This window comes from Clostridioides sp. ES-S-0048-02 (assembly GCF_020658495.1).
In the GTDB taxonomy this organism is placed as follows: domain Bacteria; phylum Bacillota; class Clostridia; order Peptostreptococcales; family Peptostreptococcaceae; genus Clostridioides.
Map to the genome: position 1 here is coordinate 13729 of NZ_JACVWH010000022.1, position 23184 is coordinate 36912.

The 23184-nt window shown below is 28.7% G+C and carries 24 protein-coding genes and 4 tRNA genes; 26 read left to right on the forward strand and 2 right to left on the reverse strand.

What is annotated here, in order from left to right; translation table 11 throughout:
• The first annotated feature begins 98 nt into the window (after positions 1–98).
• The 7 genes from mnmE to IC173_RS17840 all read left to right on the forward strand — a co-directional run bounded on the left by mnmE (position 99) and on the right by IC173_RS17840 (position 8109).
• Positions 99–1478, forward strand: coding sequence for a tRNA uridine-5-carboxymethylaminomethyl(34) synthesis GTPase MnmE (mnmE, locus tag IC173_RS17810; protein ID WP_227825085.1), 1380 nt, complete (start codon positions 99–101; stop codon positions 1476–1478).
• A 122-nt stretch (positions 1479–1600) separates the two neighbouring features.
• Positions 1601–3496 carry a tRNA uridine-5-carboxymethylaminomethyl(34) synthesis enzyme MnmG gene (mnmG, locus tag IC173_RS17815; protein ID WP_227831491.1) on the forward strand — a complete coding sequence of 632 codons (1896 nt, stop codon included), beginning with the start codon at positions 1601–1603 and terminating at the stop codon, positions 3494–3496.
• Positions 3489–4208 carry a 16S rRNA (guanine(527)-N(7))-methyltransferase RsmG gene (gene rsmG, locus IC173_RS17820; RefSeq protein ID WP_227834982.1) on the forward strand — a complete coding sequence of 240 codons (720 nt, stop codon included), beginning with the start codon at positions 3489–3491 and terminating at the stop codon, positions 4206–4208. The genes mnmG and rsmG overlap by 8 nt, the downstream gene beginning before the upstream one ends.
• Before the next feature lie 164 nt (positions 4209–4372).
• A complete protein-coding gene (noc, locus tag IC173_RS17825; RefSeq protein WP_227436562.1) occupies positions 4373–5158 on the forward strand; it encodes a nucleoid occlusion protein in 786 nt (261 codons plus the stop codon).
• A 134-nt stretch (positions 5159–5292) separates the two neighbouring features.
• On the forward strand, positions 5293–6066 hold the full coding sequence (locus IC173_RS17830) for a ParA family protein (protein WP_227436560.1): 774 nt from the start codon (positions 5293–5295) through the stop codon (positions 6064–6066).
• Between the two features lies 1 nt (position 6067).
• Positions 6068–6934 (forward strand): ParB/RepB/Spo0J family partition protein, encoded by an 867-nt coding sequence (locus IC173_RS17835; protein ID WP_227436557.1) that lies wholly within the window; start codon positions 6068–6070, stop codon positions 6932–6934.
• Between the two features lie 32 nt (positions 6935–6966).
• The gene (locus tag IC173_RS17840) at positions 6967–8109 is read left to right on the forward strand and encodes an aminotransferase class V-fold PLP-dependent enzyme (protein WP_227825083.1); all 1143 of its coding nucleotides are present in this window, start codon (positions 6967–6969) and stop codon (positions 8107–8109) included.
• 78 nt (positions 8110–8187) lie between these two features.
• Here the strand turns inward: IC173_RS17840 and IC173_RS17845 are convergent, their stop codons facing one another.
• Complete coding sequence (locus IC173_RS17845; RefSeq protein WP_227855997.1) at positions 8188–8769, reverse strand: GerMN domain-containing protein; 582 nt, start codon at positions 8767–8769, stop codon at positions 8188–8190.
• Positions 8770–9027: 258 nt separating this feature from the next.
• Between IC173_RS17845 and rstA the strand changes: the two genes are divergently transcribed.
• The 19 genes from rstA to IC173_RS17940 all read left to right on the forward strand — a co-directional run bounded on the left by rstA (position 9028) and on the right by IC173_RS17940 (position 21826).
• Positions 9028–10320: a toxin production/motility transcriptional repressor RstA gene (rstA, locus tag IC173_RS17850; RefSeq protein WP_227436552.1), complete on the forward strand. Its 1293-nt coding sequence runs from the start codon at positions 9028–9030 to the stop codon at positions 10318–10320.
• 104 nt (positions 10321–10424) lie between these two features.
• Positions 10425–11012: a sulfurtransferase-like selenium metabolism protein YedF gene (gene yedF / locus IC173_RS17855; protein ID WP_227436550.1), complete on the forward strand. Its 588-nt coding sequence runs from the start codon at positions 10425–10427 to the stop codon at positions 11010–11012.
• A 78-nt stretch (positions 11013–11090) separates the two neighbouring features.
• Positions 11091–11354 carry a DUF3343 domain-containing protein gene (locus IC173_RS17860; protein ID WP_227436548.1) on the forward strand — a complete coding sequence of 88 codons (264 nt, stop codon included), beginning with the start codon at positions 11091–11093 and terminating at the stop codon, positions 11352–11354.
• Between the two features lie 14 nt (positions 11355–11368).
• A complete protein-coding gene (locus IC173_RS17865) occupies positions 11369–11554 on the forward strand; it encodes a DUF951 domain-containing protein (RefSeq protein WP_054275506.1) in 186 nt (61 codons plus the stop codon).
• Positions 11555–11656: 102 nt separating this feature from the next.
• Entirely contained in the window at positions 11657–12853 is a 1197-nt protein-coding gene (locus IC173_RS17870; protein WP_227851740.1) for a PLP-dependent aminotransferase family protein, read from the forward strand.
• A gap of 219 nt (positions 12854–13072) precedes the next feature.
• Positions 13073–13351 carry a 30S ribosomal protein S6 gene (gene rpsF / locus IC173_RS17875; RefSeq protein WP_227436544.1) on the forward strand — a complete coding sequence of 93 codons (279 nt, stop codon included), beginning with the start codon at positions 13073–13075 and terminating at the stop codon, positions 13349–13351.
• Positions 13352–13387: 36 nt separating this feature from the next.
• Positions 13388–13822 (forward strand): single-stranded DNA-binding protein, encoded by a 435-nt coding sequence (locus tag IC173_RS17880; RefSeq protein ID WP_227436543.1) that lies wholly within the window; start codon positions 13388–13390, stop codon positions 13820–13822.
• An 18-nt stretch (positions 13823–13840) separates the two neighbouring features.
• On the forward strand, positions 13841–14068 hold the full coding sequence (gene rpsR, locus IC173_RS17885) for a 30S ribosomal protein S18 (protein WP_021386573.1): 228 nt from the start codon (positions 13841–13843) through the stop codon (positions 14066–14068).
• Between the two features lie 141 nt (positions 14069–14209).
• On the forward strand, positions 14210–14530 hold the full coding sequence (locus IC173_RS17890) for a MazG-like family protein (RefSeq protein WP_227436541.1): 321 nt from the start codon (positions 14210–14212) through the stop codon (positions 14528–14530).
• 7 nt (positions 14531–14537) lie between these two features.
• Positions 14538–15494, forward strand: a complete 957-nt coding sequence (locus IC173_RS17895) for a YybS family protein (protein ID WP_227436539.1) — start codon at positions 14538–14540, stop codon at positions 15492–15494.
• 10 nt (positions 15495–15504) lie between these two features.
• The gene (locus IC173_RS17900; RefSeq protein WP_227855998.1) at positions 15505–17499 is read left to right on the forward strand and encodes a DHH family phosphoesterase; all 1995 of its coding nucleotides are present in this window, start codon (positions 15505–15507) and stop codon (positions 17497–17499) included.
• Positions 17500–17949: a 50S ribosomal protein L9 gene (rplI, locus tag IC173_RS17905; protein ID WP_227855999.1), complete on the forward strand. Its 450-nt coding sequence runs from the start codon at positions 17500–17502 to the stop codon at positions 17947–17949.
• Between the two features lie 18 nt (positions 17950–17967).
• Positions 17968–19296: a replicative DNA helicase gene (gene dnaB, locus IC173_RS17910; RefSeq protein ID WP_227856000.1), complete on the forward strand. Its 1329-nt coding sequence runs from the start codon at positions 17968–17970 to the stop codon at positions 19294–19296.
• 204 nt (positions 19297–19500) lie between these two features.
• On the forward strand, positions 19501–19809 hold the full coding sequence (locus IC173_RS17915) for a hypothetical protein (RefSeq protein WP_227436532.1): 309 nt from the start codon (positions 19501–19503) through the stop codon (positions 19807–19809).
• Between the two features lie 81 nt (positions 19810–19890).
• Entirely contained in the window at positions 19891–21180 is a 1290-nt protein-coding gene (locus IC173_RS17920; protein ID WP_227436530.1) for an adenylosuccinate synthase, read from the forward strand.
• Between the two features lie 308 nt (positions 21181–21488).
• Positions 21489–21564: transfer RNA gene (locus IC173_RS17925), tRNA-Lys, on the forward strand.
• A 6-nt stretch (positions 21565–21570) separates the two neighbouring features.
• A tRNA-Glu gene (locus IC173_RS17930) sits at positions 21571–21645 on the forward strand.
• A gap of 4 nt (positions 21646–21649) precedes the next feature.
• Positions 21650–21725, forward strand: a tRNA-Val gene (locus tag IC173_RS17935).
• 26 nt (positions 21726–21751) lie between these two features.
• A tRNA-Thr gene (locus tag IC173_RS17940) sits at positions 21752–21826 on the forward strand.
• Between the two features lie 365 nt (positions 21827–22191).
• On the opposite strand, the gene IC173_RS17945 is transcribed toward IC173_RS17940, so the two are convergent.
• A complete protein-coding gene (locus IC173_RS17945) occupies positions 22192–23184 on the reverse strand; it encodes an ATP-binding protein (RefSeq protein ID WP_227436528.1) in 993 nt (330 codons plus the stop codon).

A 23184-nucleotide genomic window follows, 5' to 3' on the forward strand; every position in this document is an offset into this window, starting at 1 on the left:
TAAACATTAGGGGGTTTTATTTTTTAATCTTATTAAATCATTGTAATTGGTCAAAAATAAATCTATATGTAAAAATTATAAATTAAGAGGTGATAAATTTGTTTATAGATGATACAATAGCGGCTATAGCTACAGCACCTGGAGAAGGTGGTATAGGTATACTGAGAATAAGTGGAGAAAAAGCTTTAAAAGTTGCAGAAGAAATCTTTAAATCCATGTCAGGAAAGAGTATTAAAGATTATAATAAAAGAACATTAATATATGGAAATATTGTAGATAATGAAAATGCAATAGATGAAGTATTATTGGCATATATGAAGGGTCCCAATTCATATACAGGAGAAGATGTTATAGAAATAAATTGCCATGGTGGATTTATTTCAGTAAAGAAAATTTTAGAACTAATATTATCTAAAGATGTTAGATTGGCAGAAGCTGGGGAGTTTACTAAAAGAGCATTTTTAAACGGAAGAATAGATTTATCTCAAGCAGAAGCAGTAATAGATGTTATAAAGGCAAAAACTGATATAGCTCATGAAGTTGCTCAAAACCAGTTAGAGGGTTCTCTATCAAAGAAGATAAGAGACTTAAGAGATAAAGTTACTGAGATACTGGCACATGTAGAAGTTGCTATAGATTATCCTGAAGAAGATATTGAACATATAACATATCAAACGCTTAAGGATAAAACTGGTGAACTTAAAAAAGAAATTAAAAAATTATATGATACAGCTGAAAGTGGGAAAATACTTAGAGAAGGCTTGAAAACAGTAATTGTTGGGAAACCAAATGTAGGAAAATCTTCACTGCTTAACTCTATTTTGGGAGAAAATAGAGCTATAGTTACAGACATACCAGGAACTACTAGAGATGTTATAGAGGAATTTGTTAATATAAAAGGTATACCTCTTAAGATAGTTGATACAGCAGGTATAAGAGATACTGATGATATAGTTGAAAAAATAGGAGTTGAGAAATCTAAAGAATCATTTACAAGTGCTGATTTAATTATAATGGTTTTAGATGCATCAAGAAAGTTGTCAGAAGAAGATATAGAAATATTAAAGAAGCTTAAAGATAAACAAACAATAGTACTATTAAATAAAAATGACTTAAAACAAGAGATTGAAGAAGAAAAAATACTTAAATATGTAGAAAATAATAGTATAATAAGAATATCAGCTTTACAGCAAGAAGGAATAGAAGCATTACAAGATAAGATAGAGTCTATGGTATATAAAGGAAGTATCAAAAATAATTCTAGTTTAATAGTAACTAATTCTAGACATAAGGATGCACTTGGTAAGGCATATAAGTCTGCAACAGATGCTTTAATTGCTCTAGAACAAAGTATGCCATTTGACTTTGTAGAAGTAGATTTAAAAAATATATGGGACTACCTTGGATATATTAATGGAGATACAGTAACAGAAGATTTACTAGATAATATATTCCATAACTTCTGTATAGGAAAATAGGATGTAAAATACAAAAGGAAAGAAGATATAGAAGTAATAAATTTCATTTTTTATTATAGAAATTATAGATATTTTATAGTGTTTCTCATGAAACATTAATATTAAAAAGAAAGGAATTATAAATGATAAAGTTTGAAGCAGGAAAATATGATGTTATAGTAGTTGGGGCAGGTCACGCGGGATGTGAAGCTGCTTTAGCTACGGCAAGAATGGGATATAAAACTTTGATAATAACAATGTCTTTAGATTCTATTGCATTAATGCCTTGCAATCCATCAATTGGTGGAACGGGTAAAGGTCAATTAGTAAAAGAGATAGATGCTTTAGGTGGTCAAATGGGACTAAATATAGACAAGACATATATACAAAGTAGAATGTTAAATACTGCTAAAGGACCAGCAGTTCATTCTTTGAGAGCCCAAGCAGATAAATTTAAATACCATGAAGAAATGAAAAAAACATTAGAAAATGAGCCAAACCTCGATATAGCTATGGATGAAGTTGTAGAAATATTACATGAAGGAAATGTTGTAATAGGTGTTGGAACTAAGCTAGGATGTTCATTTAAATCTAAAGCTGTAATATTAGCTACTGGAGTTTATTTAAATTCAAAAATATATATGGGTGAGGTGGCATTTTACGAAGGTCCTAATGCACTAGGATATGCAAAATACCTTACAGATAGTTTAGTTGAATTAGGTCTTAGAATGAGAAGATTTAAAACAGGAACACCAGCAAGAGTCCATAGAGATAGTATAGATTTCTCTGTAATGTCTCTACAAGAAGGTGACGAAAAAGTAACTCCTTTCTCATTTATGAATGAAAACATAGAGAAAGAGCAAGAACCTTGTTATTTAACAAGAACCACTGAAGATACTCAAAGAGTTATACTAGATAATTTAAAAAGGTCTGCCATGTATAGTGGAGTTATAGAAAGTACTGGGCCAAGATATTGTCCTTCTATAGAAGATAAAGTAGTAAGATTTAGTGATAAAACTTCACATCAATTGTTTATAGAGCCAGAGGGTTTGAATACTAAAGAAATGTATATTCAAGGGATATCAACTAGTTTACCTTTTGAAGTTCAACTAGATATGTATAAAACTATAAAGGGGCTTGAAAACTGTAAGATAATGAGACCTGCATATGCTATAGAATATGATTGTGTTGACCCAACACAATTAAAAATAAGTTTAGAAATAAAAGGTGTTGAAAACTTATTTAGTGCAGGGCAATTTAATGGAACTTCTGGATATGAAGAAGCAGCAGCTCAAGGGCTTATGGCGGGTATAAATGCTGTTAGAAAGATAGAAGGAAAAGAACCTTTTGTATTAGATCGTTCAGAAGCATATATAGGTGTATTATTAGATGACCTTGTTACTAAAGGAACTAATGAACCTTATAGAATGATGACATCAAGAGCAGAATATAGATTGTATTTAAGACAAGATAATGCGGATATGAGATTAACTCAAAAGGGTTATGAATTAGGCTTAGTTAAAAAAGATAGATATGAAAGATTCATAAATAAAAAGGATGCTGTTGAAAAAGAATTTGAAAGATTAAAGAGCGAAAGGGTTACACCAAAGGAAGTAAATAATTTACTAGAAGAAAAAGGTGCAACGCCAATAAAAGTTGGAATATCACTGTATGAGTTTTTAAAAAGACCAGAAGTATCCTATGAATTGCTTGAAGAAATAGGAAAAGATGCTGGTGAAGATGTTTCAAGAGAAGTTAAAGAACAATGCGTAATAATGACTAAGTATGAAGGTTATATAGACAAGCAATTAAAACAGATAGACCAATTTAAAAAGCTTGAGAATAAAAAATTAGATGAAAAAATAAATTATTCATCAATAGAAGGACTTAGATTAGAAGCAAGACAAAAACTAGATGACATAAAACCTATTTCAATAGGTCAAGCATCTCGTATATCAGGTGTTTCTCCAGCTGATATATCAGTATTACTTATACACCTAGAACAAGTTAGAAGAACTAGAGGTGGAAAAAGTGAATAATATAAAACTTCTAGAAAATGGAATTAAAAATTTTAATATAGATACAAATGATGATATGTTACAAAAATTTAAGACTTATAGAGATATATTAGTTGATTGGAATCAAAAAATGAACCTTACAGGAATAGAGGATGAAAAAGAAGTATATATAAAACATTTTTTAGACTCTATTTCAGCTGTAAAAAATGGATATATAAAAAATGGTATGTCCATAATAGATGTTGGTACAGGTGCTGGTTTTCCAGGTATACCACTAAAAATATGTTTAGAGGAGTTAGAGTTAACCTTATTGGACTCTTTAAATAAAAGAATAAGCTTTCTAGAAGAAGTTGCTAGAGCATTAGAACTAGAGGGTATTAAATTTATACATGGAAGAGCTGAAGATTTTGGAAAAGATGAAAAGTACAGGGAAAAGTATGATATTGCTACAGCAAGAGCTGTAGCTGGATTACCAATTCTTATGGAATTTTGTGTACCATTTATAAAAGTAGGAGGATATTTTATTTGTTTAAAAGGTCCAAATGCTAATCTAGAATTAGAGGAATCAAAAAAGGCTATAGATACTTTAGGATTAGAGTTTGTTGAAAAAATAGATGTAGAATTACCAGAAATAGATTTAAATCATAATATATTAGTTTTTAAAAAGATACATGAAACACCAGTTAAATACCCTAGAAAAGCTGGTAAGCCAGCTAAAAATCCTATTAAATAATCAAGATATTAATTAGTAGGCAACCTTAATCATTTCTCAGGAAATAATTAAGGTTGCCTCAAAACAAACAAAAATAAAGGAATTATTAAAGTAGATGCAGAAATAAAATTGTATGTACATATAGAGAACAAAAATATTTATATCTAAAATAAGAGAGGTATGTTATGGAAGATAAAAGAGTTATGGAGATACCTATAGAAGATATAGTTCCAAATCCATACCAACCAAGAAAAATATTTTCACAAGTTTCATTGGAGGAATTGAGCAATTCTATAAAGGTATATGGTATAATTCAACCTATAACAGTTAGAGCAAAAGATGGTAAATATGAACTAATTGCTGGAGAAAGAAGATTAAGAGCAGCTAAGTTAGCAGAGCTTAAAACTGTACCAGCAATTATAAATAATATGAACGATGAATCTTCTGCTGTTCTAGCGTTATTAGAAAATTTGCAACGAGAAGACTTAAATTTTATTGAAGAAGCAATTGGCTATGAAAACTTAATAAAAGAGCATGCTTTTACTCAACAGCAATTAGCAGAAAAATTAGGTAAAAATCAATCTACTGTAGCAAACAAGCTTAGAATATTAAAGCTTCCAAACGATATAAAAATGAAGCTAATAGAGAATAATTTAACAGAAAGACATGCTAGGGCATTCCTTAAATTACCAAGTGAAGATTTAATGAAAAGTGTACTAGAAAAGGTCATAAAGAATGAATTGACTGTTAAAAAAACAGAAAAACTGATACAAGATATACTAGAAGAAATTGAAATTCAAGAAGAGCCTGATAAAAAACAGAATATAAAGGGTGCTATGAGTATAAGAATTTACATAAATACTATAAAGCAAGCCTTTGATGCTATATCAAATACAGGAATTGATGCTAAGTATAATGAAATAGATAAGGGAGATTATATGGAAGTTGTCGTAAAAATCCCTAAAAAATAGAGATTACTGCTTACCAGTAATCTTTTTTTTTAAACAAGCCTTGTAATATAAATTGATTTATAGACATTATTTATAATTATAAAAGCAACTAGTCAATATTTAAAATTAATTTGATTCTTAAAGGGGGGAACATCATGGGCAAAGTTATAGCTATATTTAATCAAAAGGGCGGAGTCGGAAAAACTACAACAAATGTAAATTTAAGTGCCAGTTTAGGAACCTTAGGAAAAAAGATATTAGTATTAGATTTGGACCCTCAAGGAAATACAACTAGTGGATATGGTATTGATAAAAATGAAGTAGAAAATACAATCTATGAGATTATGTTAGATGGTTTGCATATTAAAGAAGCAATAATAAAAACAGAGTTTGAAAATGTAGATGTAGTTCCATCAGCTACGGAACTAGCAGGTGCAGAGATAGAGCTTGCATCTATAAATAATAGAGAGTATATTTTAAAAAATTCCATAAAAGTAGTAAAGGATGAATACGACTATATATTTTTGGATTGCCCACCTTCACTTGGAATGCTTACAATAAATTGTCTAACGGCTGTAGATAGTGTTTTAATTCCTATACAATGTGAATATTATGCCTTAGAAGGTGTAAGTCAATTAATGGAGACTATAAAATTAGTAAAATCAAGATTAAATACAGATATAGAAATTCAAGGTGTTGTTTTGAGTATGTTTGATGGAAGAGCCAATCTATCAATACAAGTTGTTGAAGAAGTTAAAAAGTACTTTAAAGGTAGTGTATACACTACTCTAATTCCAAGAAATGTAAGACTTGCAGAAGCTCCTAGTCATGGTAAACCAGCAATTTATTATGATAAAAGATGTAGGGGGTCTGTAGCTTATTTGGAACTAGCAGAAGAATTTATAGATTTAGAAGAGGAGGAGTGGTAGTATGGAGAATAAGTCTAAAAGAAGTAATAGATTGGGTCGAGGTCTTAGTGCATTGATACCAGAAATTAAAGGAGAAACTTCAGATAAAGAAATAGTTAATATAGATATAGACAAAATATATCCAAACGAAGTTCAGCCAAGAAAGCAATTTGATGAAGAAAAAATAAAAGTATTATCTGAGTCTATAAAAAATTATGGTGTACTACAACCAATAGTAGTTAAAAGAGATGAAAACAATAAGTACATGATAATAGCTGGTGAAAGAAGATTTAGAGCATCAAAACTTGCAAATAAAAGTCAAATACCTGCTATAATTAAAGATATAGAGATGAAAGACATAATGGAGATAGCTTTAATTGAAAACTTACAGAGAGAAGATTTAAATTCAATAGAAGAAGCACTAGCATATAAAAGTTTAATTGAGCATTATAATGTAACTCAAGAAGAAATATCAGAAGCTGTCGGTAAAAGTAGACCTCATATAACTAACACTTTGAGACTTTTAAATCTAGGACAAGATGTTATAGACATGATAGATAGTGGTAAAATCACAGCAGGTCATGGAAAGGCTCTATTAAGAATTGTAGATAAAAAATTACAACTACAAATTGCAAAAAAGATAGAAGAGGAAGAACTTTCTGTAAGAGAAGTTGAAAACATTGCAAAAAAAATATCTGAAAATAAAGAAGAAGATATGCCAAAGAAGTCTAAGCCTAAAGATGTATTTATTTTAGATGTAGAAGATAAACTTAGAAATATTTTTGGAACTAAAGTAAATATTTCCAAAGGTAAGAAAAAAGGTAAAATAGAGATAGAATACTATAATGATGATGATTTAAACAGTATTGTATCAATGCTTCTTGAATAACACACAAATATAAAATAGAGAGGACGATGAATATGATTTATCTAGACAATGCTGCAACTACATATCCAAAACCAGAAAGAGTTTATGATGCTGTTTTAGATTGTATGAAAAACTATTGTGCAAATCCAGGAAGAGCAGGGCATAAGCTTGCTATGCGAGCTGCTAGAGAAATTTATGATACAAGAGAAAATATAGCTAAGTTATTTAATGTAAGTAATCCTATGAATATAGTATTTACGTCTAATGCAACAGACTCTTTGAATTTAGCAATAAAAGGTGTATTACAAAAAGGAGATCATGTAATAACAACATCTATGGAACATAATTCAGTAATAAGACCTATAAAAGCTCTTGAGAAAAAAGGGGTTGAAAATACTGTAGTAAAATGTGATGATGAAGGTTTTTTAGATTATGAAGAGTTAGAAAAATCAATAAAGGATAACACTAAGCTGATTGTAACTACACATGCATCTAATGTATGTGGAACATTAATAGATATAAAAAAAGTTGGAGAAATAGCTAAGAAACATAATATAATATTCTTGGTAGATGCATCACAAACAGCAGGTGTTTATGATATAGATGTGAAGAAATGTAATATAGATATGTTGGCTATGCCAGGTCATAAATGCTTATTTGGACCTCAAGGAACAGGTATCTTATATGTAAGAGAAGGCCTAAATTTGAATATATTAAAAGAGGGTGGAACAGGTAGTAAATCAGAAGAAATGGTTCAACCAGAACTGTTCCCAGATAAATACGAGTCAGGAACTCATAATACTCCAGGTATAGCAGGGCTTAACCAAGGTGTATTATTTATATTTGAAAGAGGAATCAACAATATAAGACAACATGAAGAAGAATTATGTCAATATATGCTAAATAAGTTAGAAGAAGTATCAGATATAAAGATATATGGACCAAAAGACAGTAAAAAAAGAGCCTCAGTAATAGCTATAAATATAGGAAACATGGATTCTGGAGAGGTTACTTTCTTATTAGATAGTGAATATAATATAGCAACTAGATCAGGAATACATTGTTCTCCATTAGCTCATACTACTTTAGGTACGTTAAAACAAGGTGCGGTAAGATTCAGTATAGGATATTTTAATACGAAAGATGAGATAGATAAAGCAATAGATGCCTTGAAGAAAATTTCAAAAAATAAATAGTATAAATTACAACATAAAAATAGTGTCAACTTTATAGATAGTTGACACTATTTTTGTAGCTTAATATAATTTAAAAACTTACTTTAAATAATCTCCATCTTCAAGAACTATATGACCACTTTCATAGTTAGCGCCATCAACAGTAAGCTTTATTTGTTCAACATTCATGTTTTTTATGTAAGTACGTGCAACTGAATCAAGCATAAAAGTTTCTGCATCACTACCTAAGTTTGATTTTGTAAAATCAGAGTTAACATCTAATATACCAGTTTTTACACCATCAATATCTTTTGTAGTAAATGAATTTAGTTTTGCAGATTCTGGAATTACTTTAAGCTTTTGTAGTTCAGCAAATAAAGTGTTTTCATCAATTTTTTCTAAATCAACCTTATTCTCAATTAAATCTGTTTTGTCTACATCAAAAGAATAAATAACAGCAGACTCCGTCTTTTTTTCTTCCTTTGGAGCTGATGTAGACTTTTTATTAGGAACTTCTTTTTCATCATTATTTTCTTTATTGTTTTCTTCCTTTGGTTGCTCAACATTTGTATTATTTTTAGTTTCTTTTTTAGTTGCTTCATTTTGAGCATTGCTACATCCAACTGCCAATATAGATATAGATAATATACTTAACACTAACATTATTTTCTTGTTTTTCATAAAAATTACTCCTCTCAAGATACTATTCTTATATATAATTATAATCGTTATGACTGAATATATGAATACAAAATAGTAACAAATTTAAAAAATGATTTATTTAAGTTAATTAAATACAAAATAAACTAAATATTAGTCATTTTTATGGGAAATCATTTAATGTATAGAGAAAATATTGTAAAATAAAAGTAGTGTTTTTAAAATAAATATAAGTTATAATTATATTATAAAAAAATGTCTTCAAAAGGTGGGAATAGTATGGAAATTTTGAGCTTAGGAGAAAAGATTAAGAAATTAAGAAAAGAAAAAAATATGACATTAAAAGAGTTAGCTGGAGATAGAATAACAGCAGCACAAATAAGCCATATAGAGAGAGATAAATCTCATACTAGTTATGAACTGTTGGAATATCTAGGTGATAAGTTAGATGTAAGCGTGGAATATTTATTAGAAACAAAAGAAATGCAGTCAAAAAAGATAACAGATAATTTAATACTGCAAAGTGAAATTTATATAAAAGAGAATGAGTTAAACAAGGCTGAGGACCAAATAAAAGAAGTTTTAGATATATGTAAGAGATACGATTTAATGGAGAACTATGGCAGATGCAATTTTCTTATGGCTAACATTAACTTAAAAAAATCTAATTACAATAATGCTATAGAAAACTTTGAAAAGGCTTTATTTTTCTTTATAAAAAACAATGATAGTGAAAACATACTAAAGTGCTATTTAAACATAGGAAAGATATATATGCAAGAAGACTTTTATAAAGGTGCGATAAGTCACTTTAATTTTGCAGAGGAAATTTTGTCAGAGAATAAGTTTGAGGATATTAACGTATATAAGGAATTATATAGTAAGATGGCATATTGTTATATAAAATTAGATAATCCAAATATGTCATTAAAGTACATAGATAAAATAAATGAAATAGATAATAAAAATGATAGAAAAGAAGATGTCGATATTTTGGTGTTAAAAGCAAACAACATGCTTGAGATTGGAAAATATGAGGAATCAAAAGAGTATTTTAAAAAAGCACTAAAAATACTTGAAAATGAAGATAATAAAACTGGAATAGCAAATGTATACTTAACAATTTGTGATGTTTATAGAAAAATAGGTGAGACAGATAGAGTTCTTGAATATTCTCAAAAAGTGTACAACATAAAGAAAAATGATGAAGACGAATATATGATGTCAGGTTTATTCAAGATAATAGAAGCGTACATAGATAAAGAAGATTATGATTTAGCTAGAAAATATTGTAAAATAGCTTTAGCATCATCAATAAAAAATAAAAATAAGTTTAATGAGTATAAGGCATTAAAATTCTATTCTAATATGTATAAGAATCAAAATGAAATTACTCTTGCTATTGAGTACTTAATTAAATGTATAAAAATAGTATCAGACTTAGGTAATAATAAGATATTAGCAAACTTGTACATAGACTTAGGTCAATTATATTCAAGCATATCAAAAGAGAAAGAATTAGAGTACTACCAAAAGGGAGTATTTATGTATAAAAATTTAGAGATAATGTAAGTATAATAAACCTATAATAGTATAGAAACAATCTATAACAAGCAAGATAATATCTATGATAAAATATAAATTGTATGAATAATTTTAAGGAGATGAATCAAACAATGAGTATAAAAATAGATGCTAGAGGGCTTGCTTGTCCTAAACCAGTTATAAATACAAAAAAAGAATTAGATAATATAGAAGAAGGCATTGTAGTTACAACAGTTGACAATGAAACAGCAAAAGAAAATATATTAAAGCTTGCTAAATCTTTAAATTGTGAAGCAAGGATTGTTGATGAAAAAGAAAACTTAATTTCTATAGAAATTAAAAAAGGTAATAATGTTGTAGTTCAAAAAGAAGAAAGCGAACTAGAAGATACATGTGTATTTATATCTTCAGATAAGATGGGATTGGGAAATGATGAATTAGGACAAGTATTAATAAAAGGTTTTATATATACTTTAACAGAATCAAAGCCATATCCTAAACATATACTTTTAGTTAATGGAGGAGTAAAATTAAGTGCTGAAAATGAAGCAACTATAGAAAATCTTAAAATACTTGAAGATGCAGGGGTAGAAATTTTATCTTGTGGAACCTGTTTAGATTACTATAATTTAAAAGAAAAATTACAAGTTGGTTCAGTTACAAATATGTACACTATAGTTGAAACATTAAAAAATGCATCAAATACTATTTCTATATAATGTATGTTTGTTTAACAATATAAAGTTAATAGGAAATATTAAACTAAAGAAAAGTAGATAGTCAGAAAGGATTAAGCAATGAATCAAATGTATATAGTATCATTTAATTCTACACATCATGCAATAAGGTCAGAAAAGCTATTTGGTGAAAATGGTTTAAAAGTAATGGCTCTTCCAACACCAAGAGAAATAACAGCAAGCTGTGGAATATCAATTAAATTTTCTTTTGAAGATATGAAAAAAATAAAGACAATTTTAGTTGAAAATAATGTAGATATAAAGGGAATTTACTGTATAAGTAAATTAGAGGATGGCTCAAGGGAAGCAAAGAAGTTAGATTAGGAGGCTAATTATTTATGCCAATGGATTTAAAAATAGGGGATATTGTTGAATTGAAAAAACAACATGCATGTGGATGTAAAGAGTTTGAAATCGTAAGAACTGGAATGGATATAAAGATAAAATGTACGAAATGTTCAAGGCTAATAATGCTTGATAGAGAGACATTAGAAAAGAGAGTAAAAAAGCTAATAAAAAAATGATATAAATTTAACATTTAAAAAATGTCAAATACCGTATATTAATATCCAAATTTTTGGTATAATAGAAATTGAAGAAAACATTTTCATGGGGGTGCTTTAATTATGGCAGTTAAATATGCAAAAAGAATGGAAGGTTTACAAGGATCTGAAATACGTGAGCTTTTAAAACTTACTCAACAACCACAAATAATATCTTTTGCGGGTGGAATGCCTGCTCCAGAATTATTTCCAGTTGAAGAAATGAAAAAAGTATCAGTTGCAGTGCTTGAAGAAAATGGAAGATCAGCTATGCAATATACTACAACAGAAGGATATGAACCATTAAGAGAAAAAATAGCAGCTAGAATGAATGACAAAAACAAAACTAATGTAAATAAAGATGATATATTAGTTACAAGTGGTTCTCAACAAGGTCTAGATTTTGCAGGAAAAGTATTTATTGATGAAGGTGATGTAATTTTATGTGAAAGCCCATCTTACATAGGAGCTATAAATGCATTTAAATCTTACCAACCTAAATTCATAGATGTTCCAACAGATTCTAATGGAATGATAATGGAAGAACTAGAAAAAATACTAGAAACAACTGATAGAATAAAAATGATTTATGTAATACCTGATTTCCAAAATCCAACAGGAAGAACTTGGCCACTTGAAAGACGTAAAAAATTCATGGAAATAGTAAATAAATATGAAATACCAGTAATAGAAGATAATCCATATGGAGATTTAAGATTTGAGGGAGAATCTTTACCATCTTTAAAATCAATGGATACAAAAGGATTAGTAATATTCTTAGGAACTTTCTCTAAAATATTCTGCCCAGGATACAGATTAGGATGGACTTGTGCTTCTCCAGAAATACTATCTAAATTTAACTTTGCAAAACAAGGTGCAGACTTACAAGCATCAACTATATCTCAAATGGAAGTAAGTAAATTTATGGATATGTATGACTTAGATGAACACGTTGATAAAATAAAAGCTGTTTATATCAAACGTAGAGATGTTATGCTTAAGACTATGGAAGAAGAATTCCCAGAAGGATTAGTATTTACTCATCCAGAAGGTGGATTATTTACATGGGTAGAGCTTCCAAGTAATTTAAATGCTAAAGAATTAATGCCAAAATGCTTAGAAAAGAATGTTGCTTATGTTGCTGGAGGAGGATTCTTCCCTAATGGTGGTAGAGAAAATACTTTCAGACTTAACTATTCAAATATGCCAGAAGAAAAAATAATAGAAGGTATCAAAAACATAGCATCAGTTTTAAAAGAAGCTATGGGTGTTGAAGCTTAATTAAAAATAATAACTTAAGATATATTATAAGGGATGGCAATAGCCATCCCTTGTTAATTTAAAAAATATATTTCACCTTATATTAAATATTAAAATTTGTCCAAAATTTAAATTGACATAAATAAGAAAAAATGATAAAATGTGTAGGTATGAGATTTTAGTCTCATTTCTCTGCTCTAAGAGTGTAGAGCCGTTAAGTCCAAAGGGAGGTGAATTATAGTGAGAAATTATGAATTAGTTTATGTAGTAAAGCCAAACTCTGATGAAGAAACAAGAGAAGCTGTACTAAACAAAGTTAAGGAAGTTGTTGCAACTGAAGGAGAAATAGTTAAAGTTGATACTTGGGGAACTAAAAAATTAGCTTATCCAATAGCTAAGTTTACAGAAGGTTTCTATGTGTTAGTTAACTTCAAATCAGCAGTAGACGTTCCTAAAGAAATAGACAGAAACTTAAAGATAAATGAAAACGTAATAAGACACATGATAGTTGTTGCTTAACAACTAGTTTTATTATAAAAAATAGGTGGTGTTTTTATGAATCAAGTTGTATTAGTGGGAAGGTTAACTAAAGACCCTGAATTAAGATACATCCCAGGTACAGGAACACCAGTGGCATCATTTACAATAGCCATTGATAGAGACTATGTAAAAAAAGATGGATCTAAAGAAACTGATTTTATACCTGTTGAAGTAATGGGTAAATCCGCTGAATTTTGTGCCAACTACATAACTAAAGGTAGATTAGTTGCACTTCAAGGATCGATAAGAGTAGACAATTATCAGACACAATCAGGCGAAAAAAGAACTTTTACAAAAGTAAGTACTAGATCGGTACAAGCTTTAGATAGCAAGAATAAATCGGAAAATTCATATAAAGAGAGTGCTCCAGCTTTTGAGCCAAGCTTTGAACCTCAAGGGTTAGACCCACAAGGTTTCCAAGCTATAGATGATGACGATATACCATTTTAAAAAGGAGGGAAAAAAGTCATGATGAATAAAAAAAGACGTAAGAAAAAAAGAGTTTGTCAATTTTGTGCTGACAAAAACGCTAAAATAGATTACAAAAGTACTCAGAGATTACAAAAGTATATAACTGAAAGAGGAAAGATATTACCAAGAAGAATATCTGGAACTTGTGCTAAGCATCAAAGAGAATTAACAGTTGCTATAAAAAGATCAAGAAATATAGCACTTTTACCATATACATTAGATTAAAAAATGAGCCTTGTGCTCATTTTTTATTATAGATATTTATATAAGTAAATGAGACGAGCTATAACGCTCGTTTTTTTGTTTATATACTTAAATATATTATTATTTATGATATAATATTATATATTAAGGAGGGTTGCAAACGTGAAAATAGATAAAGGTTCTGAGATAACAAGAAACATAAAGATAATAGAGTGGATGAAAACAGAAATATTAATGAGTGTAAGTGATTTGTTTAACTTATTATTTAAAGGGGTAAAACCTTTAGATGAGGCAATTCAAGATACTCTAGCAAATATAATAATGATAACATATCTCTTAGCAAAGAGATTAGGAATTAGTTTTAGAGACGTAGATTATAAAGTCAAGGAAAAAATAAAAATTGGTATAGAGGAAGACCATAGTGTTGAAAGATGGTATGGAGATTTATCTAACTTAAAAAAACATATGGATAATAGGGAGTGATATTAAATTGAATAATAAAATTAGACTATCTAAAGCCATGTCTATAATAGTTTTAGCTATAATAATTGCTTTAGTAATAGCCTATATTCCAATGCTAGGAATGTTTAGCATATTAGCAGCTGTCCCATATGTAATTATAGGTGCCATCACTGATAAAAAGTATTCTTTTTTATCTATTTTGATTACATTTTGTGTGCTAGTTTTATTTGCAGACATTTCGTATGCATTAAATATATGTATAATGTATTCTTTGCCAGGCATAGCAATAGGAAAGATGCTAAAGAGAAGTTTTGAGCAAGAAGATAGTAATAAATTTGAACCAATATATGGAGGAACAATAATATTTGTGCTTGCAATGGTTGTGTATTTCTTTGTATTGAAGACATTTTTAAATGTAAATTTATTAGATGAAGTTTCTAAAATGATAACAGAAATTGTAAATATTCAAAAAAATAGTTTTTCTGCAACTGAGCTTAAAGTATTTGATAAAATGAAGCCAGATGAAATTGTAAGTTATTTTACAAATATGCTACCAATGATGTTATTCTTACAAGGTTTATTATCAGCATTTGTAACATATTATTTAAGCGTATTCTTTATCAAAAGGATTACAAATTTGAATATAAGATTTCCTAAATTTGCTGACTTTTATTTACCAGGAAATGCTATAGTCACAACTTTTTTACTTTATTTATTAGTCTTATTTATTGAAATTATTGGCTCAAAATTATATACAGAATTAATAATGACTAATTTACAGCTAGTTTTTAACTTAATGTTTGTAATTCAAGGAATAGCAGTTTGTATTTATTATTTAAAGAAATGGATAAGACAAGGGCCAAATAAAATTATGTTTCTTTCAGGGATAATTTTATGTTTATTTGGATTTATGGGAATATCTTTTGTTGGTATGGTAGATAGTATAATTGACTTTAGAAAGGTGAGAAGTTATAAATCCACTTAGGAGGATAGAAATGAGTAATAAACAAACCTTTAAATTAAATATGCCAGAAATAAATTTATATATAATTATTATTGGTATTTCTAGTATAATTTTGCTTTATTACAACTTGTATGTAGGGTGTTTATTTTTCTGTATTTTTGCATATATGGTTTTTCACAATTGGAGAACAACTAATATTAGACGTCATGAATGGACAGAGTATATTCAAAATTTATCTTTAGATATAGATGAAACAACTAAGAAAGCTATAATAAATCTTCCAATACCACTATGTATTCTAGAATTTGATGGAAATATATCATGGTATAATGGAAAGTTTTATGATATGATTGGTCAAAAAGATTTACTTGATAAAAATATAGAAGATATAGTTAAAAATCTTAATTTAAGAAAAGTATTAAATGAAAATAAAGAGATGTACACTGAAATAAACTATAAGGATAGAGAATATACAATAGTTTATAATGTTATAAAAAATGATCAAGAAAAAAATCCTAAATATTTAATGATATTATACTGGATAGATAAGACAGAATATTTACAAGTAAAACAAGATTATGATGATGAAAAAGATGCAATGATGTTAATACAAGTAGATGGATACGATGAAGTATTAAAAAGTGCAGCAGAAGATAAGAGAGCTTTAATTAATGTTGAAGTAGAAAAAATACTTTCTGCTTTAGAATTAAATTCAAATGGTGCTTTGAGAAGGACTTCAAAAGATAAATTCTTCTTGGTAATGCATAAAAAAGAGTTAAAAAAATTGGAAGCTGAGAAGTTTTCTATTTTAGATACAATAAGACATATTGATTATGGAAATAATCTTCCTGTTACAATAAGTATAGGAATTGGTATAGATGGAGATACATTAAATGAGAACCTAAAACTTGCTACAGGTGCTCTTGATTTAGCACTTGGTAGAGGAGGAGACCAAGCTGTTGTAAAGACAAAAGATAAGTTTGTATTTTATGGTGGAAAGTCTAAGGCTGTAGAAAAGAAAACAAAAGTAAAATCTAGACTTATAGGTCATGCTCTGAGAGAGGTTATACAAGAAAGCGATCATGTTTATATAATGGGTCATAAATATCCTGACATGGACGCTATGGGAGCCGCAGTTGGGGTTTATGACATATGTAAATCTTGCAATAAGACAGCAAATATAGTTTTACAATCTATAAATGAATCTATAGAGATATTTATAAACAAAATAAATGAAAGTAATTATTATAAGAAGTTGTTTATTGGAAAAGAGGAGGCTATTGATAACTGTACTAAAAATACACTAGTTGTTGTAGTTGATACTCATAGACCTAATTATACTGAATGTGAAGAACTCTTAAAGTTATCAGAGAAGGTAGTAGTAATAGACCATCATAGAAGAGGTGTAGAGTTTATAAATGATGCAGTGCTTTTATTCCATGAAATATATGTATCTTCAACATGTGAAATGGTTACAGAATTAGTTCAGTATATGGATGAAGAGGTAACAATCAATAAACTTACAGCTGAAGGTCTTTTAGCAGGAATAAGCTTAGATACTAAAAACTTTGCATTTAAAACAGGTGTGAGGACATTTGAAGCTGCTTCTTACCTTAGAAAAGTTGGAGCAGATACAATAGAAGTCAAGAAGTTTTTCAATTCTGATGTAAAAGATTTTATAATAAAGGCTGAAATAATTCAAAGTACAAAGATAATTAATAATAGAATATGTCTAGCATATTCAAGTACAGAAATAGATAGTATAAACGTCATAATAGCTCAAACTGCTGATGAGTTATTAAATATAAAAGAAGTAGAAGCCTCCTTTGTATTAGGAGAAAAAGATGATACTATATTTATAAGTGCAAGGTCTTTGGGGCAAATAAATGTACATGTACTTATGGAAAAATTAGGAGGCGGGGGACATATAGATATAGCTGGTGCACAGTTAAAAAATGTTTCTCTAAAAGAAGCTTACAAGATAGTAAATAAAATAATAGAGGAGTATTTAGAGGAGGAAGAATAGATGAAAGTTATATTATTAAAAGATGTAAAAGGAACTGGTAAAAAAGGGGAAATGAAAGAAGTAAGTGATGGATATGCAAGAAATTTCTTATTTCCTAAGAAAATGGCTGTGCAAGCAGATAGTGTAGCAATCAAGGAATTAAATGAAAAGAATAAATCTAAAGAAATAAAAGCTCAAAAAGAATATGAAGAAGCTGTTTTACTAGGAAAACAAATGGAAGAAATTAATATAGGAATATATTCAAAATCAGGTGAAGGTGGAAGATTATTTGGTTCAATAACAGCCAAAGAGATAGCTGAGCAATTGAAGAAACAAAAAGATATAGATGTAGACAAAAGAAAGATTTTATTAGATGAACCAATAAGAACTTTAGGTTCAACATTTGTAGAAATAAAAATACATCAAAAAGTAACTACTAAAATAAGAGTAGATGTAAAAGAAAAACAGTAATAACTAGAGGTGATAAAGATGGAAGACATGACGAGAATTCCTCCTCACAGTGTAGAATCAGAGCAGTCAATATTAGGTTCTATACTACTAGACAAAGATGCTATAATAACAGTTACAGAAACTATAAGGCCTGATGACTTCTATAAAGAGGCTCACAAAATAATATATGAATGTATGATAACTTTAAGCAATAAAGGTGAGCCTATAGACTTAATAACATTGACAGAAGAGCTAAGAAAACAAGGGCATCTTAATGATATTGGAGGAATCAGTTATATTACAAGTCTTTCTACAATAGTGCCAACAACTTCAAATGTAAAATACTATGCTGATATAGTAAAAGAAAAGTCTGTACTTAGAAAGCTTATAAAAGCATCTAATGAAATAATAAATCTAGGATATAGTGGAGCAACGGAAATTGAAGATGTTTTGGAACAAGCTGAAAAGAGAATATTTGATATATCACAGGAAAAAACTAGTGACGATTTTAAATCTATAAACTTAGTTTTGATGGATGCCTATGATATGATAGAAAAATTATATACAAATAAAAGCGATGTAACTGGTATAACTACTGGTTTTAAAGATTTAAATAAAAAAATAAATGGTCTTCAAAGAACAGATTTAATATTAGTTGCGGCAAGACCTGCAATGGGTAAAACGGCCTTTTCTTTAAATTTAGTACAAAATGCAGCTTTAAAAGGAGATGCTTCTGTAGCTGTGTTTAGTTTAGAGATGTCAAAAGAACAGTTAGTACAACGTATGCTATCTTCGCAATCTAGTGTAGAATTGAAAAAGATAAAGACTGGAACACTTAATGATAATGATTGGCCTAGGATTATAGATGCAATGGCAGTACTGTCAGATGCAAAAATACACATAGATGATACTCCTGGAATAAAAATATCAGAATTAAGGTCAAAGTGTAGAAAGTTAAAGATAGAAAAAGGTCTAGATTTAGTGCTTATAGATTATCTTCAACTTATGGAAGGTGAAGGTAATAATGAAAGTAGACAACAAGAAATATCTAAAATATCAAGGTCATTAAAAGTATTAGCAAAAGAATTAAATTGTCCTGTAGTAGCATTATCTCAGTTATCACGTGCCCCAGAGCAAAGAGCAGACCATAGACCTATGTTATCTGATTTAAGAGAATCTGGAGCAATTGAGCAGGATGCAGATATAGTTATGTTTTTGTATAGAGATGAATACTATCATGCTGATTCTGAGAGTAAAAATATAGGAGAAATAATAATAGCAAAAAATAGACATGGTGAAACTGGTTCTGTGGAACTAGTTTGGCTTGGTGAGGTTCAAAGATTTGGGGATAAGTTGAGAGACCTATAATTTAACTAATATCCACAGAACATCCTTTCTTTCTACAGGAAAAATGTGGATACATGTCACTAAATATGTCTAAACCTTGAAATTTAGCTAAAAAATTATCCACACTATCCACAGATAGCCTGTTGATAAGTGTGAATAAGTAGATAAAGCAAGCTTTTAGCTTGCTTTATCTGTGTATAAGTATTAATTATCAGGAGGAATAATATGGAAAAAATAAGCTTAAAATGTATATATCCCAATATAATTAAAGTACTTGATGAAATAAACTTATTTAGGATAGTTGATAATAATTTAAAAGAATCAATTGTTGTTTATGCTAGTATTGTGGACAATCAATATCATATAAACATGACTAATACAAACTTTGGAAATATAATTAATGTATGTAAATTAGAAAAACTTTTAGACGTGGACAAGTTTATAGAAAAAGTTATAAAAAATAGCACAGAAATTAAAAAAATAGATGACTTTTCAAAAATAGAAGAGTATCTGTTAAATATTGGAGAACGTTAAAAAAGTTGAAAAAAATACGAATATTTGATAGAATAAATAAGTAAAGCGTTCGAGAGTATATAAAATATAGAGGTGAATTACATGAAAACAGTTGCAATTGTTGGTTCTCAATGGGGAGATGAAGGTAAAGGTAAAGTTATCGATTATCTTGCTACTCAAGCAGATGTAGTAGTAAGAGGACAAGGTGGAAATAATGCAGGTCATACATTAGTTGTTGAAGGTAAAAAATATGCATTACACTTAATTCCATCTGGAGTTTTAAATCCAAAGACAGTGAACATAATCGGAAATGGAATAGTATTTGACCCTAAAGGATTCTTAGAAGAATTAGAAATGTTTAAAGCAGATAATATAAATACAGAAAACATAAAAATTAGCGATAGAGCTCATGTTATATTCCCATACCATAAAGAGCTAGATGCATTATCAGAGGAAGCTAGAGGCGATTTAAAGATAGGTACGACAAAAAAAGGTATTGGACCTTGCTATATGGATAAGACAGAGAGATCTGGAATCAGAATATGTGATTTAATGGATAAAGATAAATTTGCCATAAAATTAAAGGCTCAGATAGAAGCTAAAAACAAATTAGTTAGAAACATATATGGAAAAGAAGAATTATTTGATTTTGAAGCTATATATAATGAATATATTGGGTATGCAGAACAAATAAAAAAATATGTAGCAGATACATCAGTTATTGTATATGACGCGGTAAAAGCAGGTAAAAAAGTGTTATTTGAAGGAGCACAAGGTACTTTATTAGACTTAGACTTAGGAACTTATCCATTTGTTACATCTTCTCATCCAATATCTGGGGGATTTGCTATTGGTGCAGGTATAGGACCAAATATGATAAAGGATGTTGTTGGTATAGTAAAAGCTTATACTACAAGAGTTGGAGAAGGTCCATTTGTTACAGAACAAATAAATGAAACTGGTGATAAGATAAGAGAACAAGGGCATGAATTTGGAGTAACTACTGGTAGACCAAGAAGATGCGGGTGGTTTGATGCTGTTATAGTAAAATATGCAGCTAGAGTTAATGGATTAACTAGTATTTCATTTATGTTATTAGATGTGTTAACTGGATTTGACAAAATTAAAGTTTGTACATCTTATAAAATGGACGATAAAATAATAACAGATTTCCCAGCTTCGTTAGATGATTTAGCAAAATGTGAACCTATATATGAAGAATTAGATGGATGGAATGAAGATATAACTCAAGTAGACAATTTTGATGACCTTCCAGAAAATGCAAAGAAATATATTGCTAAAATAGAAGAGTTGATTGGAGTAAGTGTAGATATGGTTTCTGTTGGGCCTAATAGAGCTCAAACTATAATAAGAAAAAACATATTTGCTTAGTATCTTAAGTAAGTGATTTAAATTATAAATGATTAAAAAAAAGAGTATCTCAAGATAATATTTACAATTATTAGAGATGCTCTTTTATATTGAGTTAAAATTATTTATGTATATTTTAATAAAATTAAGGTCGAATTTATACCCTTGAATTAGATGTCTTATTTAGATGATTTTGTTGAAAATCAATGATTCAGGATTATTTTAATTATATACTAAAAAAAATAAAAAAAACTGTTGACTAAAAGTTATACAGCAGTTATAATATAACTTGTGAGTGAAAGAAACGACGAAAAAAGTCGAAAAAATGTGGTCTATTAGCTCAGTCGGTAGAGCACCTGACTTTTAATCAGGGTGTCCCGCGTTCGAGTCGCGGATAGATCACCAAATCATGGCTCGTTGGTCAAGAGGTTAAGACACCGCCCTTTCACGGCGGTAACAGGGGTTCAATTCCCCTACGAGTCACCAATATGGGACTATAGCTCAGCTGGGAGAGCACCTGCCTTACAAGCAGGGGGTCACAGGTTCGAGCCCTGTTAGTCCCACCAGTTTTTAGATGAAAAATACTATATATGCTGGTGTGGCTCAACGGTAGAGCAGCTGACTTGTAATCAGCAGGTTGTAGGTTCGATTCCTATCACCAGCTCCACAAAATACATACATGTAAATTAATATAATTTTCTATGTTACAGGATACTTTTAGGTATCTTTTTTTTAATTGCGTCAAAAATTAATTATAATTAAATTTTTAAATATTATACAATATCATATATTTAGAAACAGAGTCTATAAATGTACTATAATAAATTTAAATAATGCAATATATTAAGAATGATATTAATATATATAAAATTACAAACTAGATAAATGATTAGTATATTAAAAGGTATATTAGGAATACAATTAGAAAAACTGAATGGATAATGTGATTATATAGTATAAGTTTTAAACAGAGAAGCAAGTATGTTCTTACCTCTCTATTTAAAAATAAAAAAATGTTTTTTAAGGGCTACTTTATTTAAATCTCTCCCATCTCAAATCATCTCCAGTAAATTCTAAAATTCTAAACTTATCTAAAATCCTAGATAGAATTCTTTGAGTATAAGTATTTCCTATTTGAGATGGTGTTAAGTTGGTTGATATAATAATCTTTTTACCAGCAACAAGTCTTGTGTTTACAATATTGAAAATTTCTCCACTAGTAAAAGAATTATTAAGTTCAGTACCAAGGTCATCTATTATTAATAAATCACAATCAAACAAGTTTTTATAATTTTCTTCACTTATTTGATTGTTTGGGTCTCTTCTAAATTTATAGTCTTCAAGAATATCTAAAATTCTAAAAGATGTTTGATAAATTACAACATTACCTTTGTCTAACAATTCTTTTGCAATACAGTTACACATATATGTTTTACCTAGTCCAGTAGAACCATAAAACAATAAGTTTTCACTATTATCTACCTTAAAGTCATGAACAAAATTTTCGCAGATACTTAGATTATTTAACATATTTTCTCTTGGAGATATTTCTCCATCAGGACTTTTCTTAGGAGAAAATATATTCAAGTTAAAATTCGAAAAATTTTCCTGACTTAAAATTCTATCTAAATTAGACATTTTATAAGCCTCATTTACAATTTCTTGTTTTAGACAAGAACATTTTTCACCATTAGGTAAAAATCCTTTGTCTTTACAAGAGTCACATTGAAACTTTATTTCTAAGTAATCAAGAGATATGTTGTTTTTAACTAAAAGTTCTTCTTTTCTCAATTTTAAAGATTCTATAGTTTTCTTAGACTCATTCACAATTTCATCTTTAGATTTAGGATTTAAAAGAACTGTTTTAGCTAAGTTAAGACCTATTTTAGAAATATCATCATCTATAGATTTTATCTCAGGAATTCTATTATAGACCTCATTTTTTCTATGTTCCAATAGTAGCTCATTTTTATCTCTTTTATTGGCATATTTAGCCAGTATTTTTCTTATTTTATCTTCATTCAT

Coding starts and splice junctions, on each gene's coding strand:
- rplI (WP_227855999.1), top strand. CDS start 17,500: ATGAAAGTTATATTATTAAAAGATGTAAAAGGAACTGGTAAAAAAGGG.
- noc (WP_227436562.1), top strand. CDS start 4,373: ATGGAAGATAAAAGAGTTATGGAGATACCTATAGAAGATATAGTTCCA.
- rpsR (WP_021386573.1), top strand. CDS start 13,841: ATGATGAATAAAAAAAGACGTAAGAAAAAAAGAGTTTGTCAATTTTGT.
- IC173_RS17845 (WP_227855997.1), bottom strand. CDS start 8,769: ATGAAAAACAAGAAAATAATGTTAGTGTTAAGTATATTATCTATATCT.
- rstA (WP_227436552.1), top strand. CDS start 9,028: ATGGAAATTTTGAGCTTAGGAGAAAAGATTAAGAAATTAAGAAAAGAA.
- IC173_RS17900 (WP_227855998.1), top strand. CDS start 15,505: ATGAGTAATAAACAAACCTTTAAATTAAATATGCCAGAAATAAATTTA.
- IC173_RS17830 (WP_227436560.1), top strand. CDS start 5,293: ATGGGCAAAGTTATAGCTATATTTAATCAAAAGGGCGGAGTCGGAAAA.
- IC173_RS17835 (WP_227436557.1), top strand. CDS start 6,068: ATGGAGAATAAGTCTAAAAGAAGTAATAGATTGGGTCGAGGTCTTAGT.
- yedF (WP_227436550.1), top strand. CDS start 10,425: ATGAGTATAAAAATAGATGCTAGAGGGCTTGCTTGTCCTAAACCAGTT.
- mnmG (WP_227831491.1), top strand. CDS start 1,601: ATGATAAAGTTTGAAGCAGGAAAATATGATGTTATAGTAGTTGGGGCA.
- IC173_RS17920 (WP_227436530.1), top strand. CDS start 19,891: ATGAAAACAGTTGCAATTGTTGGTTCTCAATGGGGAGATGAAGGTAAA.
- IC173_RS17865 (WP_054275506.1), top strand. CDS start 11,369: ATGCCAATGGATTTAAAAATAGGGGATATTGTTGAATTGAAAAAACAA.
- IC173_RS17860 (WP_227436548.1), top strand. CDS start 11,091: ATGAATCAAATGTATATAGTATCATTTAATTCTACACATCATGCAATA.
- IC173_RS17945 (WP_227436528.1), bottom strand. CDS start 23,184: ATGAATGAAGATAAAATAAGAAAAATACTGGCTAAATATGCCAATAAA.
- dnaB (WP_227856000.1), top strand. CDS start 17,968: ATGGAAGACATGACGAGAATTCCTCCTCACAGTGTAGAATCAGAGCAG.
- IC173_RS17870 (WP_227851740.1), top strand. CDS start 11,657: ATGGCAGTTAAATATGCAAAAAGAATGGAAGGTTTACAAGGATCTGAA.
- IC173_RS17880 (WP_227436543.1), top strand. CDS start 13,388: ATGAATCAAGTTGTATTAGTGGGAAGGTTAACTAAAGACCCTGAATTA.
- IC173_RS17915 (WP_227436532.1), top strand. CDS start 19,501: ATGGAAAAAATAAGCTTAAAATGTATATATCCCAATATAATTAAAGTA.
- IC173_RS17840 (WP_227825083.1), top strand. CDS start 6,967: ATGATTTATCTAGACAATGCTGCAACTACATATCCAAAACCAGAAAGA.